The sequence below is a fragment of the Glycomyces sp. NPDC047010 genome (assembly GCF_040644205.1).
Classification (GTDB): Bacteria; Actinomycetota; Actinomycetes; order Mycobacteriales; family Micromonosporaceae; genus Glycomyces.
Map to the genome: position 1 here is coordinate 157,024 of NZ_JBEYVY010000004.1, position 24,845 is coordinate 181,868.

Annotated in this window: 20 protein-coding genes and 1 riboswitch; of the genes, 12 read left to right on the top strand and 8 right to left on the bottom strand. The window is 72.7% G+C overall.

The window, feature by feature from the left end:
- Window positions 1-50 precede the first annotated feature (50 nt).
- Together AB0A65_RS09855 and AB0A65_RS09860 are read left to right on the top strand one after the other, a co-directional pair.
- Window positions 51-2,195, top strand: coding sequence for an acyltransferase family protein (locus AB0A65_RS09855; RefSeq protein WP_359949163.1), 2,145 nt, complete (start codon window positions 51-53; stop codon window positions 2,193-2,195).
- Between the two features lie 104 nt (window positions 2,196-2,299).
- Window positions 2,300-3,481 (top strand): sulfotransferase, encoded by a 1,182-nt coding sequence (locus AB0A65_RS09860; RefSeq protein ID WP_359949166.1) that lies wholly within the window; start codon window positions 2,300-2,302, stop codon window positions 3,479-3,481.
- A gap of 11 nt (window positions 3,482-3,492) precedes the next feature.
- Here the strand turns inward: AB0A65_RS09860 and AB0A65_RS09865 are convergent, their stop codons facing one another.
- A complete protein-coding gene (locus AB0A65_RS09865) occupies window positions 3,493-3,999 on the bottom strand; it encodes a GNAT family N-acetyltransferase (RefSeq protein ID WP_359949169.1) in 507 nt (168 codons plus the stop codon).
- A gap of 121 nt (window positions 4,000-4,120) precedes the next feature.
- Here AB0A65_RS09865 and AB0A65_RS09870 point away from each other — a divergent pair, with 121 nt between their 5' ends.
- Both AB0A65_RS09870 and AB0A65_RS09875 read left to right on the top strand, forming a co-directional pair.
- The gene (locus AB0A65_RS09870; RefSeq protein WP_359949172.1) at window positions 4,121-5,725 is read left to right on the top strand and encodes a family 43 glycosylhydrolase; all 1,605 of its coding nucleotides are present in this window, start codon (window positions 4,121-4,123) and stop codon (window positions 5,723-5,725) included.
- A gap of 56 nt (window positions 5,726-5,781) precedes the next feature.
- On the top strand, window positions 5,782-6,006 hold the full coding sequence (locus AB0A65_RS09875) for a CsbD family protein (RefSeq protein WP_359949175.1): 225 nt from the start codon (window positions 5,782-5,784) through the stop codon (window positions 6,004-6,006).
- A gap of 51 nt (window positions 6,007-6,057) precedes the next feature.
- Here AB0A65_RS09875 and AB0A65_RS09880 read toward each other — a convergent pair whose 3' ends face one another.
- Together AB0A65_RS09880 and AB0A65_RS09885 are read right to left on the bottom strand one after the other, a co-directional pair.
- The gene (locus AB0A65_RS09880; RefSeq protein WP_359949178.1) at window positions 6,058-7,119 is read right to left on the bottom strand and encodes a LacI family DNA-binding transcriptional regulator; all 1,062 of its coding nucleotides are present in this window, start codon (window positions 7,117-7,119) and stop codon (window positions 6,058-6,060) included.
- Window positions 7,120-7,201: 82 nt separating this feature from the next.
- A complete protein-coding gene (locus tag AB0A65_RS09885) occupies window positions 7,202-10,120 on the bottom strand; it encodes a glycoside hydrolase family 2 TIM barrel-domain containing protein (protein ID WP_359949181.1) in 2,919 nt (972 codons plus the stop codon).
- Between the two features lie 338 nt (window positions 10,121-10,458).
- Between AB0A65_RS09885 and AB0A65_RS09890 the strand changes: the two genes are divergently transcribed.
- Complete coding sequence (locus AB0A65_RS09890) at window positions 10,459-11,385, top strand: DMT family transporter (RefSeq protein WP_359949184.1); 927 nt, start codon at window positions 10,459-10,461, stop codon at window positions 11,383-11,385.
- A gap of 14 nt (window positions 11,386-11,399) precedes the next feature.
- On the opposite strand, the gene AB0A65_RS09895 is transcribed toward AB0A65_RS09890, so the two are convergent.
- Window positions 11,400-11,954 (bottom strand): hypothetical protein, encoded by a 555-nt coding sequence (locus AB0A65_RS09895; RefSeq protein WP_359949187.1) that lies wholly within the window; start codon window positions 11,952-11,954, stop codon window positions 11,400-11,402.
- Window positions 11,955-12,087: 133 nt separating this feature from the next.
- Here AB0A65_RS09895 and AB0A65_RS09900 point away from each other — a divergent pair, with 133 nt between their 5' ends.
- Together AB0A65_RS09900 and AB0A65_RS09905 are read left to right on the top strand one after the other, a co-directional pair.
- Window positions 12,088-12,873 carry an SGNH/GDSL hydrolase family protein gene (locus tag AB0A65_RS09900; RefSeq protein ID WP_359949190.1) on the top strand — a complete coding sequence of 262 codons (786 nt, stop codon included), beginning with the start codon at window positions 12,088-12,090 and terminating at the stop codon, window positions 12,871-12,873.
- A 157-nt stretch (window positions 12,874-13,030) separates the two neighbouring features.
- A complete protein-coding gene (locus AB0A65_RS09905; RefSeq protein ID WP_359949193.1) occupies window positions 13,031-13,810 on the top strand; it encodes an SGNH/GDSL hydrolase family protein in 780 nt (259 codons plus the stop codon).
- Between the two features lie 74 nt (window positions 13,811-13,884).
- On the opposite strand, the gene AB0A65_RS09910 is transcribed toward AB0A65_RS09905, so the two are convergent.
- Window positions 13,885-15,996, bottom strand: a complete 2,112-nt coding sequence (locus tag AB0A65_RS09910; protein ID WP_359949196.1) for a DEAD/DEAH box helicase — start codon at window positions 15,994-15,996, stop codon at window positions 13,885-13,887.
- 55 nt (window positions 15,997-16,051) lie between these two features.
- On the opposite strand from AB0A65_RS09910, the gene AB0A65_RS09915 reads away from it, so the two are divergent.
- Entirely contained in the window at window positions 16,052-16,660 is a 609-nt protein-coding gene (locus AB0A65_RS09915; RefSeq protein WP_359949199.1) for a DUF1349 domain-containing protein, read from the top strand.
- 204 nt (window positions 16,661-16,864) lie between these two features.
- Here AB0A65_RS09915 and AB0A65_RS09920 read toward each other — a convergent pair whose 3' ends face one another.
- Window positions 16,865-17,236 (bottom strand): MGMT family protein, encoded by a 372-nt coding sequence (locus tag AB0A65_RS09920; protein WP_359949202.1) that lies wholly within the window; start codon window positions 17,234-17,236, stop codon window positions 16,865-16,867.
- 125 nt (window positions 17,237-17,361) lie between these two features.
- A riboswitch (TPP riboswitch) is annotated at window positions 17,362-17,464 on the top strand.
- Window positions 17,465-17,518: 54 nt separating this feature from the next.
- Between AB0A65_RS09920 and AB0A65_RS09925 the strand changes: the two genes are divergently transcribed.
- Genes AB0A65_RS09925 through AB0A65_RS09940 form a run of 4 tightly spaced genes read left to right on the top strand, consistent with a single transcriptional unit; the run spans window position 17,519 to window position 21,015 of the window.
- Window positions 17,519-18,121 carry an ECF transporter S component gene (locus AB0A65_RS09925; RefSeq protein WP_359949205.1) on the top strand — a complete coding sequence of 201 codons (603 nt, stop codon included), beginning with the start codon at window positions 17,519-17,521 and terminating at the stop codon, window positions 18,119-18,121.
- A gap of 4 nt (window positions 18,122-18,125) precedes the next feature.
- Entirely contained in the window at window positions 18,126-19,556 is a 1,431-nt protein-coding gene (locus AB0A65_RS09930) for an ATP-binding cassette domain-containing protein (protein ID WP_359949207.1), read from the top strand.
- The gene (locus tag AB0A65_RS09935; RefSeq protein ID WP_359949210.1) at window positions 19,550-20,341 is read left to right on the top strand and encodes an energy-coupling factor transporter transmembrane component T; all 792 of its coding nucleotides are present in this window, start codon (window positions 19,550-19,552) and stop codon (window positions 20,339-20,341) included. Before AB0A65_RS09930 ends, AB0A65_RS09935 begins: the two co-directional genes overlap by 7 nt.
- 53 nt (window positions 20,342-20,394) lie before the next feature.
- Window positions 20,395-21,015 (top strand): MBL fold metallo-hydrolase, encoded by a 621-nt coding sequence (locus AB0A65_RS09940; protein WP_359949213.1) that lies wholly within the window; start codon window positions 20,395-20,397, stop codon window positions 21,013-21,015.
- Between the two features lie 91 nt (window positions 21,016-21,106).
- Here the strand turns inward: AB0A65_RS09940 and AB0A65_RS09945 are convergent, their stop codons facing one another.
- Together AB0A65_RS09945 and AB0A65_RS09950 are read right to left on the bottom strand one after the other, a co-directional pair.
- Entirely contained in the window at window positions 21,107-22,948 is a 1,842-nt protein-coding gene (locus AB0A65_RS09945) for an ABC transporter ATP-binding protein (protein ID WP_359949216.1), read from the bottom strand.
- Window positions 22,949-22,950: 2 nt separating this feature from the next.
- Window positions 22,951-24,759: an ABC transporter ATP-binding protein gene (locus AB0A65_RS09950; protein ID WP_359949218.1), complete on the bottom strand. Its 1,809-nt coding sequence runs from the start codon at window positions 24,757-24,759 to the stop codon at window positions 22,951-22,953.
- Window positions 24,760-24,845: the final 86 nt, after the last annotated feature.

Sequence of the window (24,845 nt, forward strand, 5' to 3'; positions counted from 1 at the left end):
CTGCCCGACCGGCCCGTCCTGCCCGGTGAACCATTGCGGAGACCCGATCTATGCGTCTGACCAACGCTGAACAACAGGCGACGCCCCGAAGCGGCGCCCCCATACCGACCACGTCGCGGCCGAGCCACTGGCGGCCCGACATCGAAGGACTGAGAGCCCTGGCCGTGGGCGCGGTGATCGCGTCCCACATCGGGTTCTTCTACTCGGAGGGCGGATTCGTCGGCGTCGACGTCTTCTTCGTCATCTCCGGCTTCCTCATCACCTCGCTGCTGCTGCGCGAGATCGACCGCACCGGCCGCGTCTCCATCACCGGGTTCTACGCCCGCCGCGCCGTGCGCCTCCTGCCCGCCGCCGCCGTCGTGCTCGCCGCGACCCTCGCGGCCGCCTGGATCTGGCTGCCGCGCACCAGGCTCCCCGGCATCGCGACGGACGCCGCGGCCGCCGCGCTCAACGTCATCAACATCCGCCTCGCCCGCGAGGGCACCGAGTACCTCAACGCCGACGCGGTGCCGTCCCCGTTGCAGCACTTCTGGTCCCTCGCCGTCGAGGAGCAGTTCTACATCTTCTGGCCGCTGCTGCTCCTGGCCGTCGCGCTCGTCGCGCGCCGCGTCTGGGGCGGGCGCTTCGCCCCCGGCGACCAACTGCGCCGCCGCCGCACCGCCGCGATCGCCGTGGTGCTCACCGCGATCGGCGCCGCCTCGCTCTACCTGAGCGCCACGCAGTCCGGGCCCGACCCGGTCTGGTCGTACTTCGGCATCCACACGCGCGCATGGGAACTCGCCGCGGGCGGAGGAGTCGCCGTCGCGGCCGCGCACCTGAAGCGCCTGCCCGCATGGGCCGCCGCCGTCGGCTCCTGGGCGGGCCTGGGCCTCATCGTCGCCTCCGTGTTCCTCATCGACGAGCGCACCACGTTCCCCGGCACCGCCGCGGCCCTCCCCGTCGCGGGCACCGCCCTCGTCATCGCCGCGGGCTGCGCCCCGCACCGCTTCGGCGCCACCATGATCCTGGGCATCGCGCCCGCGCAGTACGTCGGGAAGATCTCCTACGGCCTGTACCTGTGGCACTGGCCCCTGGTCATGATCGGGCCCGCGATGCTCGGCGTCGAGGAGCCGCGCCTGCGCCACTACCTGGTGCTCATGGCCGCCGCGTTCCTCCTCGCCGTCGCCACGTTCCACATCGTGGAGCACCCGATCCGCACCCGCAAGAACCTCGTGCAGGTGCCCTCGCGCGCCCTCGCCATGGGCGGCGGGCTCATCACCGGCGCGCTCGCGCTGTCGATCCTCGCCTCGCTCCAGCCGATGCCCGCGGCCTCCAACGAGGAGGCCGCCGAGATCACCGGCGACGACGCCACCGTCTGGGACCTCCTGGACGAGTCCTCCGACGTGGACACCGTCCCCGCGAACCTCACGCCCGCACTGGAGGACGCGAAGCTCGACGAGCCCGCCCTCTACGACGACGGCTGCGTGGTCGAGCGCGACGACCCGGACGTGGACGAGGACTGCTGGTACGGCGACCCCGACGGCGACAAGACCCTCGTCCTCTTCGGCGACTCCCATGCCGCCCAGTGGTTCCCGGCCGTCAACCAGCTCGCCGAGGCCGCCGGGTGGCGGCTCCTCGCCATGACCAAGGCCAACTGCTCCGTCCCCGACGTGCGCGAGTACGACCCGAAGCTCGAACGCGAGTACACCGAGTGCCCCGAGTGGAAGGACGGCGTCTACGACCTCCTCGACGACGTCAAGCCCGACGCCGTCGTCGCCGCGACCTACGACGACAAGGAGGTCATGGCCGACGACCCCGACGAGGCGTGGACCGACGGGTGGGTCGACAGCGTCGAGCGCCTGGAGGAGTCCGCGGGCGAGGTCTACTACCTCGCCGACTCGCCCGACCTCGGCGAGGACGTCCCCGACTGCCTCGCCGAGAACCCGCAGGACGCCAGCACCTGCGTCGGCGACCTGGACGACGCCGTCATCGAACCCGACCGCCGCGAGGACACCGAAGCGGCCGTAGCCGATACGGGCGCCCGCGTCGTGGACCCGATCCCGTGGATGTGCGACGTGGACGAGGGCACCTGCCCCGTCGTCGTCGGCAACCTCCTGGTCTACCGCGACTCCAACCACCTCGCGGCCCGCTTCGTCGCCGAGCTCGCGCCGCAGCTCGCCGCCGCGATCCCGCTGGAGCCGGCCGAGTCGCAATAGGAACCGCAGCGACAACCTGCACAGGCAGGACCCGGGGCGGGCCTACCGCCACCCGACGGTAGGCTCACCTCAATTCACAAGCGGCACAAAAGGAGTGAACCCGGATGGAGCGCGTCGCGCCCTGGCTCAGGGCCGTCAACACGGTCCTCACCCCCGCCATCGCGGGACGCCGCAAGAAGGTCGACCGCCTCATCGAACGCGCCGTCCGCGACGCCGAGCACCGCACCGGCTCCACCGCCCGCGGCGACGACGAGTTCACCGACGACATGCGCACCCTCCTCCACGCCTACGCCGAAGTCCCCGGACTCACCCCCGTCGGCTGGCTCGGCGCGATCCAGGAGGTCACCGACCGCCTGGAGAACCGCCTGCGCATCCGCAAGCTCCACGCCCTCAACCCCGAGATCGCCGACGAGCGCATCGACCGCCCCATCGTCGTCACCGGCGTCCCCCGCACCGGCACCACCCTGCTCCAGCGGCTCCTCGCCGCCCCCGCCGCCCACCGCGCGCCCCTGCTCCACCAGCTCATGCACCCCGACCTCCCGGGCGCCCCCGACCACCGCCGCCGCACCGAACGCACCGTCGACGCCATGCACAAGGCCGTCCCCACCTTCGGCGCCCTCTACGACATGCACCCCGACAAGCCCGACTCCTGCGTCTGGGTCCTCCCGCACGGCATCGGCCACCTCGTGCGCATCCACCCGCCCGGCTACGTCCAGTGGATGCTCGACCGCGACGCCGCCCCCGACTACCGCTACCTCAAGCAGACCCTCCAGGTCCTCCAGCACGGCAGCCCCCGCCAGCGCTGGGTCCTGCGCGCCCCCGCCCACCTCTGGAGCCTCGGGCCCCTCATGAAGACCTTCCCCGACGCCCAGATCGTCTGGCCCCACCGCGAACCCGCCGACGCCCTCGCGTCACTGTGCTCCATGACCGAGACCGCCATGGCCGTCAACACCACCGAGGCCGACCCCGTCGAGATCGGCCGCCTGTGGCTCGGCCTCATCGCCACCGGCACCGACCGCGCCCGCACCGAACGCGCCCGCATCCCCGCCTACGCCGTCCACGACGTGCCCTACCGCCACCTCACCACCGAGGCGCCCCGCGAGGTCCCCGCGCTCTTCCAGCGCCTCGGACTCCCCTGGGGGCTCGCCGAGCAGGCCGCCCTCGACGCGGCCCTCGCCACCCGCCCCCGCGGCCACCGCTACGACCTCGCCCGCTACGGCCTCGGGCAGGCGGAGGTCGACTACGCGCTGGCGGACTACAAGCGCATCTACGGCGCGTTCCTCTAGCAGCAGGGCCTCTAGAGCCGCAGGGCGAACGCCCAGAGCATGACGTCGGGCAGCGGCTCCCAGTCGAGCGCGGGCTCGCGCTCGAACCCGAGCCGCCGGTAGATCCGGTGCGCCGCGGTCATCTCCTGCTGCGAGCACAGCACGATCCGCTTCGTCCCCGCCGCCTTCGCCGTCTCGACGCACGCCGCGGCGAGCGCCGACCCGGCGCCGCGCCCGTGCGCGGCCGGGTCGACCGCGAGCATCCGGATCTCGGCGTCGCCGTCCCCGCCCAGCTCCATGAGCGGGCTCCCGGGGAACGCGATGGTGACGCCGCCGAGCAGCCGCTCCCCGTCGACCGCGACGAGCACGGTGGCGTGGGCGGCGCGGTGCGCGACGTCGCGCAGGTGCGGCGTGTACCCGTCTTCGAGGCCCCCGATGAGGAAGCCGCCCTTGAGGTACGAGTCGACGGTGAGGTCGCCGAGCAGTGCGTGCTCGCTCGGGAGCACCTCGCGGATCTGGATCGCGCTGTCAGAAGTCACCACAAGATTCTGCCCCGCCGGGCCGGTATCCGCCATCGGGAAAGCGACGGGGTTCGTCGGGCCCCGGCAGGCGTGGGACAGCGCTTGCAAAGCAAAGGATTGCCAGGTTGAATCGGTTTCTATGACTGACGTGATCCGCAACCCGATCCTGCCCGGCTTCCACCCCGACCCGTCGGTCGTGCGGGTGGGGGAGGACTACTTCGTGGCGACCTCGACGTTCGAGTGGGCGCCGGGCGTGCGGCTGCACCGGTCGAAGGACCTGCGGCACTGGCGGGACCTCGGCGGGGTCCTCGGGCCGGAGCATCTCGACCTCGCGGGCGCCCCGGACTCGGGCGGGGTGTGGGCGCCGGACCTCACGTACGCGCACGGCCGGTTCCACCTGCTGTTCTCGGTGGTCGACAACTACGCGTACGGCTACAAGGACTGCGCGAACTACCTGGTCACCGCCGAGAGGATCGAAGGACCGTGGAGCGAGCCGGTGCGGCTGCCCGGCCGCGGGTTCGACGCGGCGCTGTTCCACGACGAGGACGGCTCGACGTGGCTGCTCAACATGATCACCGGCTTCCAGGGTGTGGAGATCCAGCGGCTCGTGGACGGGAAGGCCGTGGGTGAGCCGGTCCTGCTCCTGGAGGGCAGCCCGGCCGGGCTCACCGAGGGCCCGCACCTCTACAGAGTGGACGGCTGGTACGTGCTGCTGTGCGCGGAGGGCGGGACCGGGTTCAACCACGGCGCGATCGTCGCGCGCTCGCGGGACCTGCTGGGGCCCTATGAGATCGACCCGAACGGGCCGCTCATCACGGCGCGGGACAAGCCGCACTCGCCGCTCCAGAAGGCCGGGCACGGCTGCCTCGTGGCGACCCCGGCGGGGGAGTGGTTCATGACCTACCTGGTCTCGCGCCCGTATACGGAGGTCGAGGCGTCGGTCCCGGACGACCCGCGGGCGCGGGACGCGACGGGCCGGTGCGTCCTCGGCCGCGAGACCGCGGTCGCCCCGGTCGAGTGGGTCGACGGCTGGCCCCGGATCGACGGTGCCGCACCGGCACTGGAGGTCCCGGCCCCGGACCTCCCCGCGCATCCGTGGCCCGCCGCGGACCCCCGCGACGACTTCGACGGCCCGGCCCTGGACCCGCGCTGGAGCACCTTGCGCCGCCACGCCGACCCGTCGTGGCTGCGCCCCGCCGAGCGGCCCTCCCACCTGCGGATCACCGGCGGCCAGTCGCCGTTCGGGAAGCGCACCCCGAGCCTGGTCGCGCAGCCGCTCACCCACAAGCGCGGCGTCTTCGAGGCCGGTATCGAGTTCACGCCCACCTCGGTCCATCAGGCGGCCGGGATCTGCGCCTACTACAACGCCTACAACTGGTACTTCCTCCAAGTGGCCCTTGACGACGGGGAGCCGTGGCTGTCCCTCGACTCCTCCGACCGCGGCCACCGCGAACTGGTCCGCATCGCGCCCGCGCCCGCCCGCCTCGACCTGCGCATCGAGTTCGACGGCCCCACGGTCCGGTTCGGCTACGGCACCGGCGGGTGGACCGGCACGGGCCTCGAACGGGACGCCACGGTCCTGTCCGACGAGTACGCGACGTGGAGCGCGGACGGGCTCCTCCACGCGTTCGGGTTCACCGGCGCGTTCGCGGGCCTGTGGGTGCAGGACCGCGCCGCCGAGGGCGCCTTCGCCGATTTCGACTACGCCGCGTACAGGACCCCAGGTCAGAGCGGCGATGCATGATCGGCGCCCGGACGGGTAACCCCAGGTATGACCGCACCGAAGGGGGTACGGAGACCATGGGCGCTTTCGACAAAGCGAAGGACCAGGCCGAGCAGATGAAGGGCCGCGCCAAGGAGAAGGTCGGTGACGCCACCGACAACGAGAGCCTCGCGAACGAGGGTCGCGCGGACGAGCTCAAGGGCAAGGCGAAGGAGGAGTGGTACGACCTCAAGGAGAAGGCCGGCGACAAGCTCCACGACGCCAAGGAGCGCATGACCGGCAAGGACCGGGACGAGCGCTGACCCAGACGCGGAAGGGGCCGGGACGTGATCGTCCCGGCCCCTCGCGTCCGTCTACTTGCGGCGCGGCGGCGCCACGGTCTCGCGGACCACGATGTGGGTGCCGAGCACGACTCGGTCCTCAACTTCGGGGCCGCGGTGGAGCGCGAGGCGCACGGCCTCGCGGCCGAGCTGCTCGTGCGGGACGTGCACGGTCGTCAGCGCGGGGGTGAGGTCCGAGGCGAGGGGGATGTCGTCGAAGCCGACCACGGACATGTCGTCGGGGACGCTCACGCCCGCTTCGCGCAGGGCCTTGAGGACCCCGGCGGCGACCATGTCGGTGGCGGCGAAGACCGCGGTGACGTCGTCGCGTTCGGCGATGAGCTTCCGCGTCAGCTCGTGGCCGCTGGCCTTGGAGAACGACCCGGGCAGGATCAGCGACTCGTCGACTTCCACGCCGTGGTCGGCGTGGGCGCGCTTGAACCCGCGGATGCGCTCGTCGGTGGTGGTCAGGCCCTCGCCGAAGCCCATGTAGCTGATGCGGCGGTGCCCGGCCGACAACAGGTGTGAGGCCATCGCGTACGCGCCGCCCTCGTTGTCGTAGTGGACGACCGTGGCGGGGACGTCGTCGCCGGGGGAGGGCCGCCCGCACAGGACCAGCCGCGAGCCGGAGCGGTCGAGCGCGGTCGCGAAGTAGCGCATGCGCTCCTGGTAGTGCTCGTTGTCCCAGGCGCCGCCGACGACGATCACGGCCTCGGCGTGCTGCTCGCGCATGAGCTCCACGACCGCGAGCTCCCGCTCGGGGTCGCCGTGCGTGGTGCACAGGAGGCACAGGCGCCCTTCGGAGGCGGCCTGCTGCTCGACGCCGCGCGCGATGTACGCGTAGAAGGGCCCGGTCACGTCGTCCACGACGAACGCGACGGTCTTGGTGGTCGCGCCCGCGAGCGCCCTGGCGTGGGCGTTCACCACGTAGTCGAGGTCGCGCATGGCGCGCAGCACCTTCGAGCGGGTCGCGGGCGCCACCGGGTAGTTCCCGGCGAGGACCCGCGAGACCGTCGGCACCGACACGCCCGCGCGCGCGGCCACGTCCCTGATGGTGGGGCGCTTCGCGGTGTCGGCATTCGACTTCTTGGGCACAGGGGTCCTTCTCTCACCGGTTGGGATGCGACGGGTCCGCACTCAGGGTAGTTCACACTGGGGACGGACCCGCCGCATGGCATTACTCGCTCACTCGGAAGCCCAGCGTGAACGCGGTGGCGCGCGGCAGCAGGCGGTGCTCGGGGAGCACCCCGGGGCCGCACGCGGCCGAGCCCATGCCCTGGAGGTCCGCGTCCAGGTTCACGTAGACGCGGTCGCGTTCGACCAGGTCGGTGCGGTGCCGCGCCGCCTCCAGGTCCTCGCTCGTCCACGGCCGCACCGTGAGTGCGAACAGCGGTCCGCCGTGGACGGTGAGCGCGGGGCCCTCCGGGGCGGCCAGGCGCGCCCAGCGCACGTCGATGCGGGACCCGTTCTCCTGCGGGAACACGTACGGCGTCTGGAGTCCGGCCACAGTGGAGCGGAACCGGCCGACCCTGGCGGCGTCGCGCGTGTCGGCGTACGCCTCGCCGGGCCCGCCGCCGAACCACGTGACGTCGTCGAACGCCCGCGGCAGGGAGGCGCGCACGCCCAGGCGCGGCAGCGGGAAGTCCCACTCGCCCTCGGGACTCACCTCGACGGTGAGCCACAGGACGCCGTCCTCGTGCCGCCACCGGTACACGGTCGCCATGGCGATCTCGGCGCCCGCGGCGGCGACGCGGGTGGTGACGGCGAGGCCGTCGTCCCCGGCGTCGATCCCGAGGACCTTGTGCTCCAGGCGGTACAGGCCCGCGGCCCGGTCGCGCCACTTGTCGGCGAGGGGTGCGTGCCAGCTGCGGAGGTCGTTGTCGGTGGGCGCGCGCCACAGGTCCAGGCGCGGCCCTTCGAGCTCCAGGCCGCCGAGCGCGGTGAGGCGCCCGTACGCGTCGAACACGGCGTCCCCGAGCCGGTACCCGCCGTCGGCGGCGCCGGCTGCACCGGACGAGGCCGCAGGCGAAGGAGCCGCAGTACTCGCCAACTGCCCTTGGCCCCAGGCGATCTCGTGCCCGGCCTCGGCCCAGGACTCGTCCTTCGCGAGGACGGCCCGCACGGTCAGCCACCGCTCCCCGCGCGGGTCGGCGAGTTCGCCGATCCCTGCCGGGAACGGGACGATCGCGGCGTTCCCGGGGGCCAGCGCGGGCAGGTCGAGGCGGCCCTGGTGCTCGGGCTCCCCGCCGTCCTCGACGGCCCATGTGAACTCCAGGTCGCCGGTGTCGGCGAAGTCGCGGAGGTTCTCGACGGTGATGCGCCGCGACCCGGCGTCGACGGTGATGCGGAGCGGCTCGACGACCTTCTTGAACTCGACGAGGCCGGGGGAGGGCTCGCGGTCGGGGAACACGAGGCCGTCCACGACGAAGTTCCCGTCGTGGAGCGGTTCGCCGAAGTCCCCGCCGTACGCGAACCACTCGCGCCCGTCCTCGGTGCGGCGGCGCACGCCGTGGTCGATCCACTCCCAGATGAACCCGCCCTGGCAGCGCTCGTGCTGCTCGAAGAGGCGCTGGTACTCGCTCATGCCGCCGGGGCCGTTGCCCATGGCGTGGGCGTACTCGCAGAGGATGAACGGGATGTTCCGGCGGTGCGCGTCGAGCGCGGGGTCCTTCGTGGACTCCTCGGTCTTGTGGCCGATGCGGTCGGTCTCGGCGTGGTCGGCGTACATGCGGGAGTAGACGTCCACGTACCCGGAGTCCCAGTCGCCCTCGTAGTGAATGGGGCGGCCCGGGTCGCGGTCCTTGGCCCACGCGGACATGGCGGCGAGGTTCTGCCCGGTGTGGGACTCGTTGCCGAGGGACCACATGATGACGGACGCGTGGTTCTTGTCGCGCTCCACCATGCGGGCCATGCGGTCGAGGTACGCCTCGCGCCACATGGGCTCGTCGCTGGGGTTGTTCCGCCACTCGTAGAAGACGAAGCCGTGGGTCTCCAGGTCGCACTCGTCCACGACCCAGACGCCGATCTCGTCGCACAGGTCGAGGAAGCGGCGGTCCGGCGGGTAGTGGCTGGTGCGCACGGCGTTCACGTTGTGCCGCTTCATGACCTCCAGGTCGCGGCGCATGGTGGCGACGGAGAGGGTGCGGCCGTGGTCGGGGTCCCACTCGTGGCGGTTGACGCCGCGCAGGAGGATGCGCTTGCCGTTGACCTTGAGCAGGCCGTCCTCGATAGCGACGGTGCGGAAGCCGATCCGCAGCGAGACGCGCTCGCTCCCGGTGGCGACCTCGGCGTCGTACAGGCGGGGCGTCTCGGCCGTCCACGGCTCCACCGCCAGCGAGACGGACTCGCCCGCGGCGATGTCGATCCCCAGCTCGGGCACGGTGACCCGGGCGCCTTCGGGGGCCTCGACGCGGAGGGTCCCCTTGCCGGTGCGGTGGTCGTAGTCGGCGTGCGCGAACACGTCCTCGATCCCGCCCTCGGGCCGGTGGATCACCGACACGGGCCGGAAGATCCCCGAGAGCCACCACATGTCCTGGTCCTCCAGGTAGGAGGCGGCCGACCACTGGTGGACGCGGACGGCGACGGTGTTCTCGCCCTCATGGACGTGATCGGTGGCGTCGAACTCGGTGGGCAGGCGCGAGCCCTTGCCGTCGCCGAGGCGGACCCCGTTGACCCATACGGCGAACGCGGAGTCGACGCCCTCGAAGCGGAGCACGGTGCGGCCGGTGGCGGGCCACCCGGCGGGGAGGGTGAAGGTGCGGCGGTACTCGCCGGTGGGGTTGGCGTCCGGGACCCGCGGCGGGTCGACGGGGAACGGGTAGATGACGTTGGTGTACGCGGGCTTCCCGTAGGGCGCCTCGCCGTCGAGGTCGTGCATCTGCCACATCGACGGCACCGCGAGCACGTCCCACGCGCCCGCGTCGAACGCGGGGTCCTCGAACCCCTCGGCGAGGTCGTGCAGTCCGGCGCCGAGCCGGAACCGCCAGTCGCCGTCGAGGCTGATCGCGGCGGCGTCGGAGGCCAGCGCCGCCCGCGGTCCGCGCCGCCCAGTCCCGGGGCTAACGCTTTCCACGTAGGTGAAACCGGTCTGACTCATGAATCAGAATCCCTCTCCAGTAAACGGAACATTCCCGCCGGGCTGCCGCGCTCCAGCACGGCCGCCTCGTCTCGGTCCGACGGGAGGAGTCCGACCATTGTCCGCCATGATCCGGGCGACCGCATCCGCCCAGGTCCGGCGGGCGCCGACCGCATAGATACCGGTTTCCATCCTAGGGGCCCCGCCCCCGCACCGCCACCCCCGCCCCCCGCGCCCCAGTCGATCGACAGATACGCCCACCGGATCACGGTGCTACCTTGAGCGCGGCGCGAACCGCGCCCGCCCGCGCCCGCAGCCCACCCGACCTGCGGCCCGTCCGCCCCGAGGAGCACCCGCCCATGAGCGAGCGAATGAACACCCGCGCCGCCCTCGCCATCGCCGTCACCGTCCTCTGCTGGGCCTCCGCGTTCGTCTCCATCCGCGACGCCGGACAGCACCTCGACCCCGGCCCCCTCACCCTCGGCCGCGCCGGCGTCGCCGCCGTCGTCCTCCTCGCCGTCTGGGCCCTCCGCCGCGAAGGACTCCCCGGCCGCCGCGCCTGGCCCGGCATCGCCACCGCCGGCGTCCTCTGGTTCGGCGTCTACATGGTCGCCCTCAACTGGGGCGAGCAGCTCGTCGACGCCGGCACCGCCGCCCTCATCGTCAACATCGGACCCATCCTCATCGCCCTCCTCGGCGGCTGGATCCTGAAAGAGGGCTTCCCGCCCCGCCTCTTCCTCGGCATCACCGTCGCCTTCGCGGGCGTCGCCGTCGTCAGCCTCTCCATGGGCCGCCACGGCACCGCCTCCGTCCTCGGCGTCCTCCTGTGCCTCGTCTCCGCGATCACCTACGCGATCAGCGTCGTCGTCCAGAAGCCCACCCTCAAGCACTGCTCCTCGCTCCAGTTCACCGCCTTCGGCAACGCCATCGCCGCGGTCCTGTGCCTCCCCTTCGCCCCGCAGCTGTTCCGCCAGCTCGGCGACGCCCCCGCCTCCGCCACCCTCCACGTGCTCTACCTCGGCCTGTTCCCCACCGCGCTGGCATTCCTCACCTGGGGCTACGCCCTCCGCTACACCACGGCCGGGAAACTGGGCGCCACCACGTACGTCGTCCCCGCGATCGTCGTCGCCATGTCCTGGGCGCTCCTCGGCGAGATCCCCACCTGGCTCACCCTCGCCGGCGGCGCGCTCGCCCTCGTCGGCGTCGCCATCTCCCGCTCCGGGAGCCGCAAGGGCAAGCAGGCCGCACCGCCCGCCGCACCCGCCGAAGAGGTCACCACCACCTAAGGCGCGCAACCGCACTACTCGAACCGCTCCGCGAGGCGGCCCAGGCGCTCCCTCCAAGCCGCCTTGGCCGCCGCGGCAGCCTCCGCCGAAGGCAGCTTCGCGACCTCCACCTGCACCGCCGTCCGGTCGCCCTTCGCCACCAGGTTCGCGTTCACCCGCGACCCGTCCGACGCGTCGAACCGCACCGACTTCGGCGGCGACGCGCTCCGCTGCGTCAACTCCACGTCCCCCAGCCACACCGCCTGCGCCTCCGGGTCCGCCAACTGCTCGAACGCCGCCCCGACCGGCGCGCCCACGGTCTTCGACGCCGTCGCACTGAACGTCCCGTCCGGCCGCTGCCCCGGCTCCCGCAGCCCCCGCTCCTGCTCGTACCCCACGGTGATCGACTGCGCCCACCACCCGTCGATCTCGAACTCGCCCACCAGCAGCCGCGCGATCGCCGCGTGGCCCAGCTCCGCCGCGCCCCGCTCGTCCAGCAGCCCCAGCCACGTCCGCCAGTCCGCCCCGGTCGCCTCGATCAGGGCCTGATCGGACATCGAATCCCGCCGCCGCGCCGTCGCATCACCCATGCGCCCAGCCTAAGACCGCACCCCTCACGGGCCACTCGAAAACGTGATTCCTCCGCATAAGGGGGGTTTCATCACCTCACGCGAACTACGGGCAATAAAGTTCCCTCCCATACCGACTCGGAACGGAGCCCGAATGAACCCTGCGCGCCTCGCGGCCGCGGCGCTGGCCGCCACCGCCGCCCTCGCCCTCACCCCGGCCGCCGCCCAGGCCGCCCCCCGGCCCATGGAGTACACGGCACTCGGCGACTCGTACTCGTCGGGGACCGGCGCGGGGGACTACGCCGACGAGGAGTGCCTGCGCTCCGACCTCGCCTACCCGCGGCTGCTCGCCAACGGCCTCGGCGCGGACCTCCGGTTCGCGGCGTGCTCCGGCGCGACCGCCGCGGACCTCCTCGCCGAGCAGCTCGGCGCGCTCGACGCCGGGACCGACCTCGTCACGGTCACCATCGGCGGCAACGACATCGGCTGGACCGAGGCCGTCGCCGCGTGCCTGACGCCGCTCATGGACTGCACCGGCCGGATCGAGGCGTCCGAGGCGCTCATGCGCGGCCAGCTCCCGGGCCTGCTCGACGGCGTCTACGACGCGATCGCCGACCGCGCCCCGCGCGCCGAGGTCCTCGTCCTGGGCTACCCGCGGCTGTTCAACGCGCGCACCACGTGCGGCGCGCTCCACCAGCCCTCGGTCGCCGAGCAGACCCGCATGAACGCGGCCGCCGACGTCCTCGCGGGCGTCCTCGACGCCGCCGCCGCGGACCACGGCTTCAAATACGTGGACGTGCGCGAGTCCTTCGAGGGCCACGCGGTGTGCGACGACGTGCCGTACCTGCACGGCCTGCGCTACCCGACCGCGGAGTCGTTCCACCCCAATGCTCTCGGCCACGCCAACGGGTACTACCCGGCGGTCGCGGGGGCGCTCTGACGTCGCGGCGGGGCGGCCCGGCCGCCCCGCCTCCGGCGCAACCCGCAGAACGAGATGTGTAAATTTTCCGATTTGTTAGCGTCCGAGGGTTCCCCGCAAGTTACTCGCGAGTTCACAATATGTGGCAAGTCTTCCCCCGACTCGCGAAGGACCTCCCATGGACCGACTCAGACGATCAACGGTGACCGTCGTCGCCGCCCTCGCCGCCATCCTCATCGCCCCCGCCGCCGCCCAGGCCCAGCAGACCGAGTACGTCGCCCTCGGCGACTCCTACTCCTCCGGCTCGGGCGCCGGGCCTTACACGGACGCCGCCTGCCAGCGCTCGAACAAGGCCCACCCCGCGCTCCTCGCCGCCGAGCTCGGCGCCGAGTTCACCTTCGTCGCCTGCGGCGGCGCCACCACCGACGACGTCCTGGCCAACCAGGTCCAGGCCCTCGACGCCGGGACCGACCTTGTCACGATCGGCATCGGCGGCAACGACATCGGCTGGACCGACGCCGTGATCGCGTGCATCACCCCGTTCCGGAACTGCACCCCCGCGATCGAGGAGTCCGAGCGCCAGGCCACCCAGGAGCTCCCCGCGAAACTCGACGCGGTGTACGCCGAGATCGAGTCCCGCGCCCCCGACGCGGAAGTGCTCGTCACGGGCTACCCGCGGCTGTTCGCCGCCCGCAACACCTGCGACGCGCTCGGGTCGATCAGCATCGCCGAGCAGGTGCGCATGAACCAGGGTGCCGACCTGCTCTCGGGGGTCATCCAGGCCGCCGCCGAGGACCACGGGTTCACCTACGTGGACGTGCGCGACGAGTTCACCGGCCACGAGATCTGCTCGCGCACACCGTGGCTGCACGGGTTCACGCTCCTCGACGTCCCCTACCACCCGAACGCCGCCGGACACGCCTCCGGCTACTACCCGGCGCTCCTCGGCGCCCTCTAGGCGGCGCCTCCCAGAACCCTTCTCCTCCTCCGAAGAACGGGCCCGGGCGCTTCGGCGTCCGGGCCCGCGGTCGCCTACGCCTGCAGCGCGAGCGTCAGCGGGTGCACGGCCACCGCGCCCGCCTCCCGCAGCCGCATCGCCGCCACGGTCGCCGTCCAGCCGGAGTCGCGCACGTCGTCCACGAGCAGGACGCTCACCGCCGGGACCGGGAAGTCCACGGTGAACGCGTCGAGCACCTGGTGCAGCCGCTGCGCACTGTTCGCCCGGTGCTGGCCCGACACCGCGCTCGGCGTGCGGCCCAGTGCCCCCAGGTACTCCATGCGGCCCAGCCGCGCGATCCGCTCGGCCAGCCCGTTCACCAGCCGCGGCCGCGAGAGCGACCCGGTGGAGACGACCGCCGCGGGCCGGTCGGCCCAGTCCCACGCGGCCAGGACCTTGACGACCGCGCCGAACACGTCGTCGGGCACGTCCCGGTCGGCCCCGTCGCCCAGCAGGGCGCGGAGCGGCCCGCCCCAGCCGATGTCCGACAGGCGCGCGAGCGCCCGCCCCGGCTCGGCGCCCAGCTCCGGCGCGATCTTCCCCTTCAAGTCCACGTTCATCGCCTGCATCCCCGTGGGCCACATGCGCTTCGGCTCCACCGCGACCCCGGGCTTCGACAGCGCCGCCGCCGCGCCCTCGGCGGCCTCCGACGACACGGCCGACTCCGCGCGCGTGCCCGTGCAGTTGTCGCAGCGCCCGCACGGCGCGGCCTCGGCGTCGTCCAGTTCGGTCCGCAGGAACTCCAGGCGGCACCGGTCGGTCGACTCGTACGCGAGCATCCGCTGCTGCTCGTGGCGGCGGGCCGCCGCGACCTTCGCGTACCGCTCGGCGTCGTAGGTCCACGGCGCCCCCGTGGCCTCCCAGCCGCCCTTGACGCGCCGCACCGCCCCGTCCACGTCGAGGACCTTCAGCATCATCTCCAACCTGGTGCGCCGCAGGTCGACCCGCGTCTCCAACGCCGCGGTGGACAGCGCCCGGCCCTCGGCGGCGAGCACGTCGAGCGTGCGCCGCACCGCGTCCTCCGCTGGGAACGACAGCGACCCGAAGTAGTCCCAGATGGCCCGGTCCTCGGCGCCCGGCAGGAGCACCACCTCGGCCCGGTCGCGGGCGCGGCCCGCGCGACCGATCTGCTGGTAGTACGCCACCGGCGACGACGGCGCCCCCAAGTGGACGACGAACCCGAGGTCGGGCTTGTCGAAGCCCATGCCGAGCGCGCTGGTGGCGACGAGCGCCTTGATGCGGTCGTTCAGGAGGTCGTCCTCGCGGGCGAGGCGCTCGGCGTTGTCGGTGCGGCCGGTGTAGGAGGCGACGGTGTGGCCGCGGCTCCCGAGGTAGTCGCTGACCTCCTCGGCGGCGGCCACGGTGAGCGTGTAGACGATCCCGGACCCTGCGAAGCGAGGGAGGGCCTCGTCCAACCAGGCGAGGCGGTGCGCGTTGTCGGGGAGGTCGGCGACGGACAGGTGCAGCGACTCGCGGTCGAGGGTGCCGCGCAGCACGAGCGTGGGCGTGCCGGGGCGGTCGAGCTGCTCGGCGATGTCGTCGGAGACGCGGGCGTTCGCGGTGGCCGTGGTCGCCAGGACCGGCACCCGCTCGGGGAGGTCCTCGATGAACGTCGCGATGCGGCGGTAGTCGGGCCGGAAGTCGTGGCCCCAGTCGGAGATGCAGTGGGCCTCGTCCACGACGAGCATCCCGCACCCGGCCGCGAGCTTCGGGAGCTGGTAGTCCCGGAACGCCGGGTTGTTCAGGCGCTCGGGGCTGATGAGCAGCACGTCCACGGCGTCCTCGGCGATGGCCTCGGCGGTGGCGTCCCAGTCCTCGGGGTTCGCGGAGTTGATGGTGCGGGCGCGGATGCCCGCGCGCTCGGCGGCCTCGATCTGGTTGCGCATGAGCGCGAGGAGCGGCGAGACGATGACCGTGGGCCCGGCGCCGCGGCGGCGCAGCAGCGCCGTCGAGGTGAAGTAGACGGCGGACTTGCCGAACCCGGTGCGCTGCACCAGGAGCACGCGGCGCCCCGCCTCGTCCGGGCCCGCGGTGCAGAGCGACTCGATGGCGCGCCACTGGTCCTCGCGCAGGCGCGCGTGCTCGCCCGCGAGGGCGCGCAGCAGGGTTTCGGCTTCGTTCCTGAGCGTTTCGGTGGATTCCCCCATGGGCTCCGTTGTACAGCACTGGTGTGACGGCGATGCGGTCGCTAGGCTCGGACCGATGCACATCGACGCACCGATCGAAGTCCCTTGGAAGTCCGGCGCCTGGACGGCGCTGCCGGTGTCGGCGGAGGAGGCGGGAGGGCGGCTGCGGGTGACCGCGGCCGAGGGCAGCGACGCGTGGCGGCACACCGCCTACGGGTTCGTCCACGACAACGAGCACGCGCTGCTGGAGGAGTGGGACCGGGAGCGGGCCGTGGAGGTCGCGTTCATCGCCGATTACGACGCGCAGTTCGACCAGGCGGGCCTCATGGTCCGCATCGACGCCGAGCGGTGGATCAAGACCGGCGTCGAGTACGCCGACGGCGCGCTCCAGCTGGGCGCGGTCGTCACCGACGGCCGCTCGGACTGGTCCACCGCACCGGTCCCGGAGTGGGCGGGCCTGGAGGTCACGATGCGCGCGACGCGCCTCGCCGACGCGGTCGCCGTCCGCGCCCGCGCGACCCCCGCCGACGGCGAACCCGGCCCCTGGCGCCTGGTCCGCCTCGCCCCCCTCGACCCCGACGCCACCGCCTCGGCCGGCCCCTATTGCGCCGCGCCCTCGCGCGCGGGCCTCACCGTCGAGTTCACCTCATGGCGCCTCACCGAACCGGACGCCGAACTGCACTGACCGCCCGTCGAGCTGGACCACCCGGCCGCCGGGGCGGCTGCCCCGGGCGCGAAGCCGTGCCGGCCTGCCGCTGCCGCGCGCTTCGCGGCTCCGCCCGCCTCTCGGCGAGTGCTGCTCGCGTTCCGTTGCGGCGCTTGATGTCGGACCCCTGGGGTACTTTTGCGCCAGGGGTCCCTTAGACCGGGCAAATCACGATTTATCGGGTTATGGCCGGTCATCCGTGTCATCGGGTGCCTCTTCGTCCAGCTCCGCTGCGAGGAGCTTCAGGTCGTAGACCGACATGCGCTGCGACCTGTCGGCCCGGCCACGGGTGTTCACCGTCACGCCGTCCTCGCGGAGGAGGTCGGGGACATTGCGGCCCGAGCGTCCGTCGGCCCACCGGAAGCCGTCCGAGACCGTGCCGCCCGCCGTCAGTACCCGGTAGGCCCGCGACACGTCGCCGTCGCGCATGTACGCCCCGACCTGCCGCGGCCCCGTGCCGATGAGCTCGGCGAGGTCGCCGTACGAGGTCCAGGTGCCGTCCGGCAGCGCCTCCACGACCCGCTTCACCAGGTCCCAATCCTGCTCGCTCGTCATGCCCGCGAGCCTAACGGCCCGCGGCGACACCCCCGACCGGGCCGCGGCCCGCCCGGCCCCGGCGGGCGCCGGGCGCCACTGGGCCGACCGCGGCCCGCTACCGGCGCCCCACTTGGTGTTAACGTCGATGCAGACAGGGGAGCCGAATGGCTGAGAGTGCGGAACCGACCGCAGACCCTCACACCTGATCCGGGTAATACCGGCGTAGGAAGTCGTCGTGTGCCGCTGTCGCGCAATGTCCTTTGAAGGGCTCAGTCCCATCGCACTTGGAAGGCAACGCCCATGCCCACCGACAGCACCCTCAACGCCCCCGGCCGCTGGCGCACCGTCGACATCCTCACCTGCGCCGTCCTCGCCGTCGCCTTCGGCGTCGTCTTCTGGGCCTGGAACTTCGTGTGGGCGGGGCTCGACCCCGTCCTCGCGTTCCTGCCCCCGCTCAAGGGCATCCTGTACGGCGTCTGGCTGATCCCCGCCGTCCTCGCCCCGCTCATCGTCCGCCGCGTCGGCGCCGGCCTCCTCACCGAGGCCCTCGCCGCCACCGTCTCCGCCCTCCTCGGCTCCGTGTGGGGCGTCCTGGTCATCTACCAGGGCCTCATCCAGGGCCTCGGCGGCGAACTCGTCTTCGCCGCGGGACGCTACCGCCGCTTCGGCACCCCCACCGCCGTCGCCGCCGGCGCGCTCGCCTGCGTCGCCGCCACCCTCTTCGACATCGTCGTCTGGTACCCCGGCACCGAACTCTGGTCGTTCCAGCTGCCCTACATCGCCTTCGCCGCCCTCTCCGGCGCCATCGTCGCCGGACTCGGCTCCAAGGCCCTCGTCAGCGCCATGCTCCCCACCGGCGTCCTCGACCGCTTCCCCGCCGGGCGCGAACGGGCCCGGATCTGACCCCGTGATCCCGGTCGAGTTCCGCGGCTTCGCCTGGCGCCACGCCGGACGCCGAGCCCAGGCCGTCACGGGCGTCGACCTCCGCGTCGAGCCCGGCGAGCGGGTGCTCCTGCTCGGCCCCTCCGGGTCGGGCAAGTCCACCCTGCTCGCCGCGCTCGCCGGACTCCTCACCGCCGACGCGGGCGACCAGGACGGCGAGGTCCTCCTCGACGGCAAGCCCGCCGCCGACCAGCGCGGCCGCGTCGGCATCCTGTTCCAGGACCCCGAGACGCAGCTCGTCATGGCCCGCGCCGGGGACGACGTCGCCTTCGGCCTGGAGAACCAGGCCGTCCCCCGCGGCGACATCTGGCCCCGCGTCCACAGTGCCCTCGGCGCCGTCGGCTTCCCCTACGGACTCGACCGCGACACGCACGCCCTCTCCGGCGGCGAGCAGCAGCGCCTGGCCCTCGCCGGGGTCCTCGCCCGCCGCCCCGAGCTGATCCTCCTCGACGAGCCCACCGCGAACCTTGACCCCCAAGGCGCCCAAGACGTCCGGGACGCCCTCCGGACCGCGCTCGCCGACACCGACGCCACCCTCATCGTCGTGGAGCACCGCGTCGCCGACATCCTCGACCTGGTCGACCGCGTCGTCGCCCTCGGACCTGACGGCTCCCTCATCGCCGACGGGCCCGCCGCCCGCGTCCTCGCCGAGCACGGCGACTCGCTTGCGGCGCAGGGTGTATGGGTTCCCGGCGCGCCGCTCCCGCACCGGCCCCCGCGCACCCCCGGCAACCCGGCCCTGCACGCAGCGGACCTCGCGCTCACCCACCCCGGCGCCCCGCGGCCCGCCCTCGACGGCGTCTCCTTCGACCTCCATGCAGGCGAGCTCCTCGCCGTCACCGGCCCCAACGGTGCCGGGAAGTCCACGCTCGCGCTCCTCGCCGGGGGCCTCACCCGGCCCGACCGCGGCGCCGCCACCGTCCCGGGCGAGCAGCGGCCCCTCCACCGACTGCCCGCGCGGCGCCTCGCCACCCGCGTCGGATCGGTCTTCCAGGACCCCGAGCACCAGTTCGTCACCGCCACCGTGCGCGACGAACTCGCCTTCGGCCCCCGGCAGGCCCGCTGGCCCAAGGCCCGCATCGACGCCCGCGTCGCCGAACTCCTCGAACGCCTCCGCCTCGCCCCCCTCGCCGCCGCCAACCCCCACACGCTCTCCGGCGGCGAGGCCCGCCGCCTCTCCGTCGCCTCTGCGCTGGCCGCCGCCCCCGGGGTGCTCCTGCTCGACGAACCCACGTTCGGCCAGGACCGCCGCACCTGGGGCGAGCTCGTGGACCTCACCGCCGACATCCGCGACGACGGCACCGCGCTCCTCGCCGTCACCCACGACCGCGACTTCGCCGCCGCCCTCGGCGCCCGCGAACTCGTGCTCAAGGACGGAAGGGAGGCCCCGTGCTGACGCTCGTGCCCGTCTGCGGCCCCGAGGCGCCGATCGCGCGCGCCAACCCGGTCGCGAAACTCGCCGCCGTGGTGCTGCTGACGACGGTGGCGCTGGTGGCCTCCGACTGGCTCACCCCGCTGCTGCTGCTCGCGTTCCTGTTCCTCGTCCTGCCGTTCACCGGCATCCGGCTCGGGCCGCTCGCGCGGCGCCTGCGCTGGCTGTGGGTCGCGGCGGGCACGGTCGTGGTCGTGAACGCGGTCTTCGCGGCCGAGCAGACCGGCCGCATCCTGTTCGCGTTCGGGCCCGTGGAGGTGAGCACCGGGGCGCTCCTGGACGGTGCCGCGATCGGCCTGCGCGTGTGCGTCGCCGCCACCGCGGGCGTCCTCGTGTTCGCGACGACCGACCCCACGGACCTCGCAGACGCCCTCACCCAGCAGCTCAGGGCCCCGGCCCGGTTCACGATCGGGTCGCTCGCGGCCCTGCGGCTCCTGCCGCTGCTCGCCGCCGAGTGGCGGCAGATCACCACGGCCCGCCGCGCCCGCGGCCTCGAAGGGGGATGGAACCCGGTGCGGCGCACCAGGCTGTTCGCCTCGACCATGTTCGCGCTCCTCGTCGGCGCGATCCGCCGCGCGGGCCGTCTGGCCGCCGCCATGGACGCGCGCGGCTTCGACACCGAGATCCCGCGCACCCACGCCCGCGAGCAGCGGATGCGCCCCGCCGACTGGGCCGTCATGGCACTCGCTATCGCGGCCGGTGCGGCGGCCGTCGCCGTGAGCGCCGCCGCCGGGATCTTCACCGTCTAGGGCTTTGCGGGAACGGCCCGCCGCGCCCCGGCCGCGGGTCCTACTGTGTGACCATGCGACTCACCAAGTTCGGCCACTCCTGCGTCAGGCTCGACACCGGTCAGGGCCTCATCGTCATCGACCCGGGCGCGTACTCCGACCAGGCGGCCCTCGACGGGGCCGACGCCGTGTTCATCACGCACGAGCACGCCGACCACTGCGACGAGGCCCGCCTCCGCGAGTTCCACGCGAAGCGCCCCGACGTCCCCGTCTACGGGCCCGAATCCCTCGCCGCCACCCTGACGGGCCTGAAGTTCACGTGCGTGAGCGCGGGCGACGCGATCCCCGTGGCGGGCACCGAGGTCAAGGTCTTCGGCGAGCGCCACGCGGTGATCCACCCGGACATCCCGCTCGTCGCCAACGTCTGCTACCTGGTCGACGGCGTCTACCACCCGGGCGACTCCCTCACGGTCCCGGACATGCCCGTGCGCACCCTCCTCGCGCCGGTCGCCGCGCCCTGGCTGAAACTCTCCGAGGCCATCGACTTCGCCCGCGCCGTGGACGCCGAGGCCGTCCACCCCATCCACGACGCCATCCTCAGCGACATCGGCATGGGCCTGCCCGACCGGCTGTTCCCCCTGCTCGTCGGCGACTCCTACCGGCGCATTCCCAACGGTGAGACCGCCACCGTGTGAACCGGACCGTGCACGCAGCGGCGCCCGGAGCCTCCAGGCTCCGGGCGCCGCCGTCATTCGGGCCCTGGTTTCCCTTGCAGTGCACCGAGTCTTATGCGCGAACGGGAGCGGCCGCTCCGGCCTCCTCCTCGATCGCGGGTTGCGAGAACTGGGCCTCGTAGAGCCGCGCGTACGCGCCGCCCGAGGCGAGCAGCTTCTCGTGCGGGCCCTGCTCGACCACCGTGCCGTGCTCCATCACCACGATCACGTCCGCGTCGCGGATGGTCGACAGCCGGTGCGCGATCACGAAGCTCGTACGGCCCTGCCGCAGCGCCACCATGCCCTGCTGCACCAGCATCTCCGTGCGAGTGTCCACCGAGGACGTCGCCTCGTCGAGGATCAGGATCGACGGGTCGATGAGGAACGCCCGCGCGATCGTCACCAGCTGCCGCTCGCCCGCGCTCAGCCCGCTCTCCTCGCTCGCGCCCACGACCGTGTCGTAGCCGTCCGGGAGCGTCCGGATGAAGTGGTCGGCGTGCGCCGCCTGCGCGGCCCGCTCGATCTCCTCCCGGCCCGCCTCGGGCTTGCCGTACGCGATGTTCTCCGCGATCGTGCCCTCGAACAGCCACGTGTCCTGGAGGACCATGCCGATCCGGCGCCGCAGCCGCTCCCGCTCCACCGTGGACACGTCCACGCCGTCGACGGTGATCCGGCCCGCGTCCAGGTCGTAGAAGCGCATCAGCAGGTTCACGAGCGTGGTCTTCCCCGCGCCCGTCGGCCCCACGATCGCCACGGTCCTCCCCGGCTCGGCCTCCAGCCACAGGTGCTCGATGAGCGGCTCGTCAGGCAGGTACCGGAACGACACGTCCTCGAACGCCACCCGGCCCTCCACCGACGCCAGCGCCTCCGGCGCGGCCTCCGGCTCGGGGGACTGCTCCTCGGCGTCGAGGAGCTCGAACACCCGCTCGCCTGAGGCGACCGCGGACTGGACCTGACCGAACATCGCCGCGAGCATGTTCAGCGGGTTCGAGAACTGGTTGGTGTACTGGATGAACGCCTGGATCTGCCCGAAGCTGAGCAGCCCGGCCGCGACCTGGAGGCCGCCGACGACGGCCACGAGCACGTACGTGACGAGCCCGAGGAACGCCATCGCGGGGCCGAGGAGCGCCGAGACCCACTGGGCCCGGACGGTGTTCTCGTACAGGTCGTCGTTGTACCGCTTGAACACGGCGGCGCCCTCGGCGCGGCGGCCGAACAGGGTCACCAGCTGGTGGCCGGTGATCATCTCCTCGACGTGCCCGTTGAGCTTCCCGGTGGTGGCCCACTGCTGCGCGAACCGCGGCTGGCTGCGCTTGCCGATGACGCGGGCGGCGAGCACGGTCAGCGGGAGCGTGAGGACCACGACGAGGGTGAGCAGCGGCGAGATGGTGAGCATCATGATCGGGACGCCGATGAGGAACAGCAGGCCCTGCACGATCCGCTGGGTCACCTGGCCGATGGTCTGCGTCAGGTTGTCGATGTCGTTGGTGACGCGGGAGAGGACCTCGCCGCGGGGCCGGGAGTCGAAGTAGGACAGCGGGAGCGCGGCGACCTTCCGGTCGGCCTCCTCGCGCAGGTCGTAGGCCATGTACTGGGCCATCTTGGCGATGGTGCGGCCGTTGGAGACGGTGATCCCGAACGTGGCGAGCGCGATCGCGATGGCGAGGCCGAGGATCTTCGCGAGGCCCGCGAAGTCGACGTCCCCGGCGGCGGCGCCGGCGATGACGTGGTCGGTGGCGCGGCCGAGGACGGTGGGGACGGCGAGCATCCCGAGGACCATGAGGACGCCGAAGCCGATGACGGAGGTGAGGCGCATCTTGTCGCGCCACAGGAGTCCGACGATGCGGCGGACGGTGCCGCGGAAGTCGTCCGCCTTCTTCAGGGTCGGTCCGGCGAGGCCGGCGGGTCCGCGCATGGTCACAGCGCCTCCTGAAGGGTGAGTTGGGAGTTGACGATCTCGGCGTACACCGGGTTGTGTTCGAGGAGCTCCTCGTGGGTGCCGGTGCCGACGACGCGGCCGTTGTCGAGGACGACGATGCGGTGGGCGTCGCGGATGGTGGAGACGCGCTGGGCGACGATCACCTGCGCGGCGTCGGCGATGTCGCGGGCGAGCGCGGCGCGCAGGGCCGCGTCGGTGGCGGTGTCGAGCGCGGAGAACGAGTCGTCGAACAGGTAGATGCGGGGTGCGGCGACGACGGTGCGGGCGATGGCGAGGCGCTGGCGCTGGCCGCCGGAGACGGTGGTGCCGCCTTGGCCGAGGACGGTGTCGAGGCCGTCGGGCATGTCGCGGACGAACTCGGCGGCCTGCGCGGTTTCGAGTGCGCGCCAGAGGGTCTCGTCGTCGGCGTCGGGGTTGCCGTAGCGGAGGTTCGCGGCGATGGTGCCGGAGAACAGGTAGGCGCGCTGGGGGACGAGGCCGACGGTGCGGGCGATGAGGGCCCGGTCCATGCTCCTGACGTCGACGCCGTCGATGCGGACGGCGCCCGTGTCGACGTCGAAGAGGCGGGGGATGAGGTTGAGGAGCGTGGTCTTGCCGGCGCCGGTGGAGCCGATGACGGCGGTGGTCTGGCCGGGGCGGGCGATGAGGTCGACGCCGCGGAGGACGGGTTCTTCGGCGCCGGTGTAGCGGAAGGTGACGGCGTCGACGTCGAGTTCGCCGCGGCCGGGGAGGTCGCGGACGGCGTCGGCGGGGTCGGTGATGGTCGGCTCGGTGTCGAGGACTTCGCGGATGCGCCCGGCGGCGACCTTCGCGCGCGGGGCCATCATGAACACGCCCATGGACATCATCACGGAGCCGAGGATGAGCCCGGCGTAGGTGAGGAAGGCGATGAGGTCGCCGATCTGGAGGCTGCCGTCGGCGATGCGCCCGGCGCCGATCCACACGATGACGATCGAGGTGATGTTGCCGCTGGCCATGGCGGTGGCGCCGAAGAACGCCTGGACGCGGCCGACGCGGAGCGAGGCGGCGGTGAGCTTGCCGTTGGCCTCGTTGAAGCGGTCCTGCTCGTGGTCGTCGCGGACGAACGCGCGGATGACGCGGATGCCGGTGATGTGCTCGCGCATGACCTTGTTGATGCCGTCGATGGAGCGCTGCATGGCGCGTCCGGCGGGGACCATCGCGCGGACGATGAAGTAGATGATCGCGGCCATGATCGGGATGGCGGCGAGGAGGATGCCGGTCATGGGGACGTCGAGGGTGAGCGCGAGCGAGAGGCCGCCGATGGCGGTGATCGGGGCGATCATGAACAGGGTGAGCCCCATGACGAGCATGGTGACGACCTGGGTGACGTCGTTGGTGGTGCGGGTGATGAGCGAGGGCGCGCCGAAGCGGTCCATCTCGGTGGAGGAGAACCGCTGGACCTGGGTGAAGAGGTCGGCGCGGAGGTCGCGGCCGAGGCCCATGGCGGCGCGGGCCCCGAAGTAGACGCCGAATCCGGCGGCGACGAGCTGGACGACGGTGACGGCGAGCATGAAGCCGCCGTGGCGCAGGACGTAGGTGGTGTCCCCGGTGGCGACGCCGTTGTTGATGAGGTCGGCGTTGAGGGTGGGGACGTAGAGGGAGGCGACGGTCTGGACCAGTTGGAAGGCGACCGCGAGGAGCAGCGGTTTGCGGTGGGGGCGCAGGTAGTCGGCGAGGAGGCGGAGGATCGATGCCTCGGGTGCTGCCTCCTCGCCGACGTCCGGTGCCGTCTTGCGGGGCGGGTCGGCGGGTGGGTTTCCTGTCATGTCGGCGAGCGTAGCACTCGATTTTGACCGGGTACAACTTTTTTCCGGGAAGAATTTTTGCCCGGGTCAACGGAGTGCTGGTACAG

What these genes read in the sequence shown, in the direction of transcription:
- AB0A65_RS09855 (WP_359949163.1), top strand. Translation starts at nt 51, where the DNA reads ATGCGTCTGACCAACGCTGAACAACAGGCGACGCCCCGAAGCGGCGCC.
- AB0A65_RS09860 (WP_359949166.1), top strand. Translation starts at nt 2,300, where the DNA reads ATGGAGCGCGTCGCGCCCTGGCTCAGGGCCGTCAACACGGTCCTCACC.
- AB0A65_RS09870 (WP_359949172.1), top strand. Translation starts at nt 4,121, where the DNA reads ATGACTGACGTGATCCGCAACCCGATCCTGCCCGGCTTCCACCCCGAC.
- AB0A65_RS09875 (WP_359949175.1), top strand. Translation starts at nt 5,782, where the DNA reads ATGGGCGCTTTCGACAAAGCGAAGGACCAGGCCGAGCAGATGAAGGGC.
- AB0A65_RS09885 (WP_359949181.1), bottom strand. Translation starts at nt 10,120, where the DNA reads ATGAGTCAGACCGGTTTCACCTACGTGGAAAGCGTTAGCCCCGGGACT.
- AB0A65_RS09890 (WP_359949184.1), top strand. Translation starts at nt 10,459, where the DNA reads ATGAGCGAGCGAATGAACACCCGCGCCGCCCTCGCCATCGCCGTCACC.
- AB0A65_RS09895 (WP_359949187.1), bottom strand. Translation starts at nt 11,954, where the DNA reads ATGGGTGATGCGACGGCGCGGCGGCGGGATTCGATGTCCGATCAGGCC.
- AB0A65_RS09900 (WP_359949190.1), top strand. Translation starts at nt 12,088, where the DNA reads ATGAACCCTGCGCGCCTCGCGGCCGCGGCGCTGGCCGCCACCGCCGCC.
- AB0A65_RS09905 (WP_359949193.1), top strand. Translation starts at nt 13,031, where the DNA reads ATGGACCGACTCAGACGATCAACGGTGACCGTCGTCGCCGCCCTCGCC.
- AB0A65_RS09910 (WP_359949196.1), bottom strand. Translation starts at nt 15,996, where the DNA reads ATGGGGGAATCCACCGAAACGCTCAGGAACGAAGCCGAAACCCTGCTG.
- AB0A65_RS09915 (WP_359949199.1), top strand. Translation starts at nt 16,052, where the DNA reads ATGCACATCGACGCACCGATCGAAGTCCCTTGGAAGTCCGGCGCCTGG.
- AB0A65_RS09920 (WP_359949202.1), bottom strand. Translation starts at nt 17,236, where the DNA reads ATGACGAGCGAGCAGGATTGGGACCTGGTGAAGCGGGTCGTGGAGGCG.
- AB0A65_RS09925 (WP_359949205.1), top strand. Translation starts at nt 17,519, where the DNA reads ATGCCCACCGACAGCACCCTCAACGCCCCCGGCCGCTGGCGCACCGTC.
- AB0A65_RS09940 (WP_359949213.1), top strand. Translation starts at nt 20,395, where the DNA reads ATGCGACTCACCAAGTTCGGCCACTCCTGCGTCAGGCTCGACACCGGT.
- AB0A65_RS09945 (WP_359949216.1), bottom strand. Translation starts at nt 22,948, where the DNA reads ATGCGCGGACCCGCCGGCCTCGCCGGACCGACCCTGAAGAAGGCGGAC.
- AB0A65_RS09950 (WP_359949218.1), bottom strand. Translation starts at nt 24,759, where the DNA reads ATGACAGGAAACCCACCCGCCGACCCGCCCCGCAAGACGGCACCGGAC.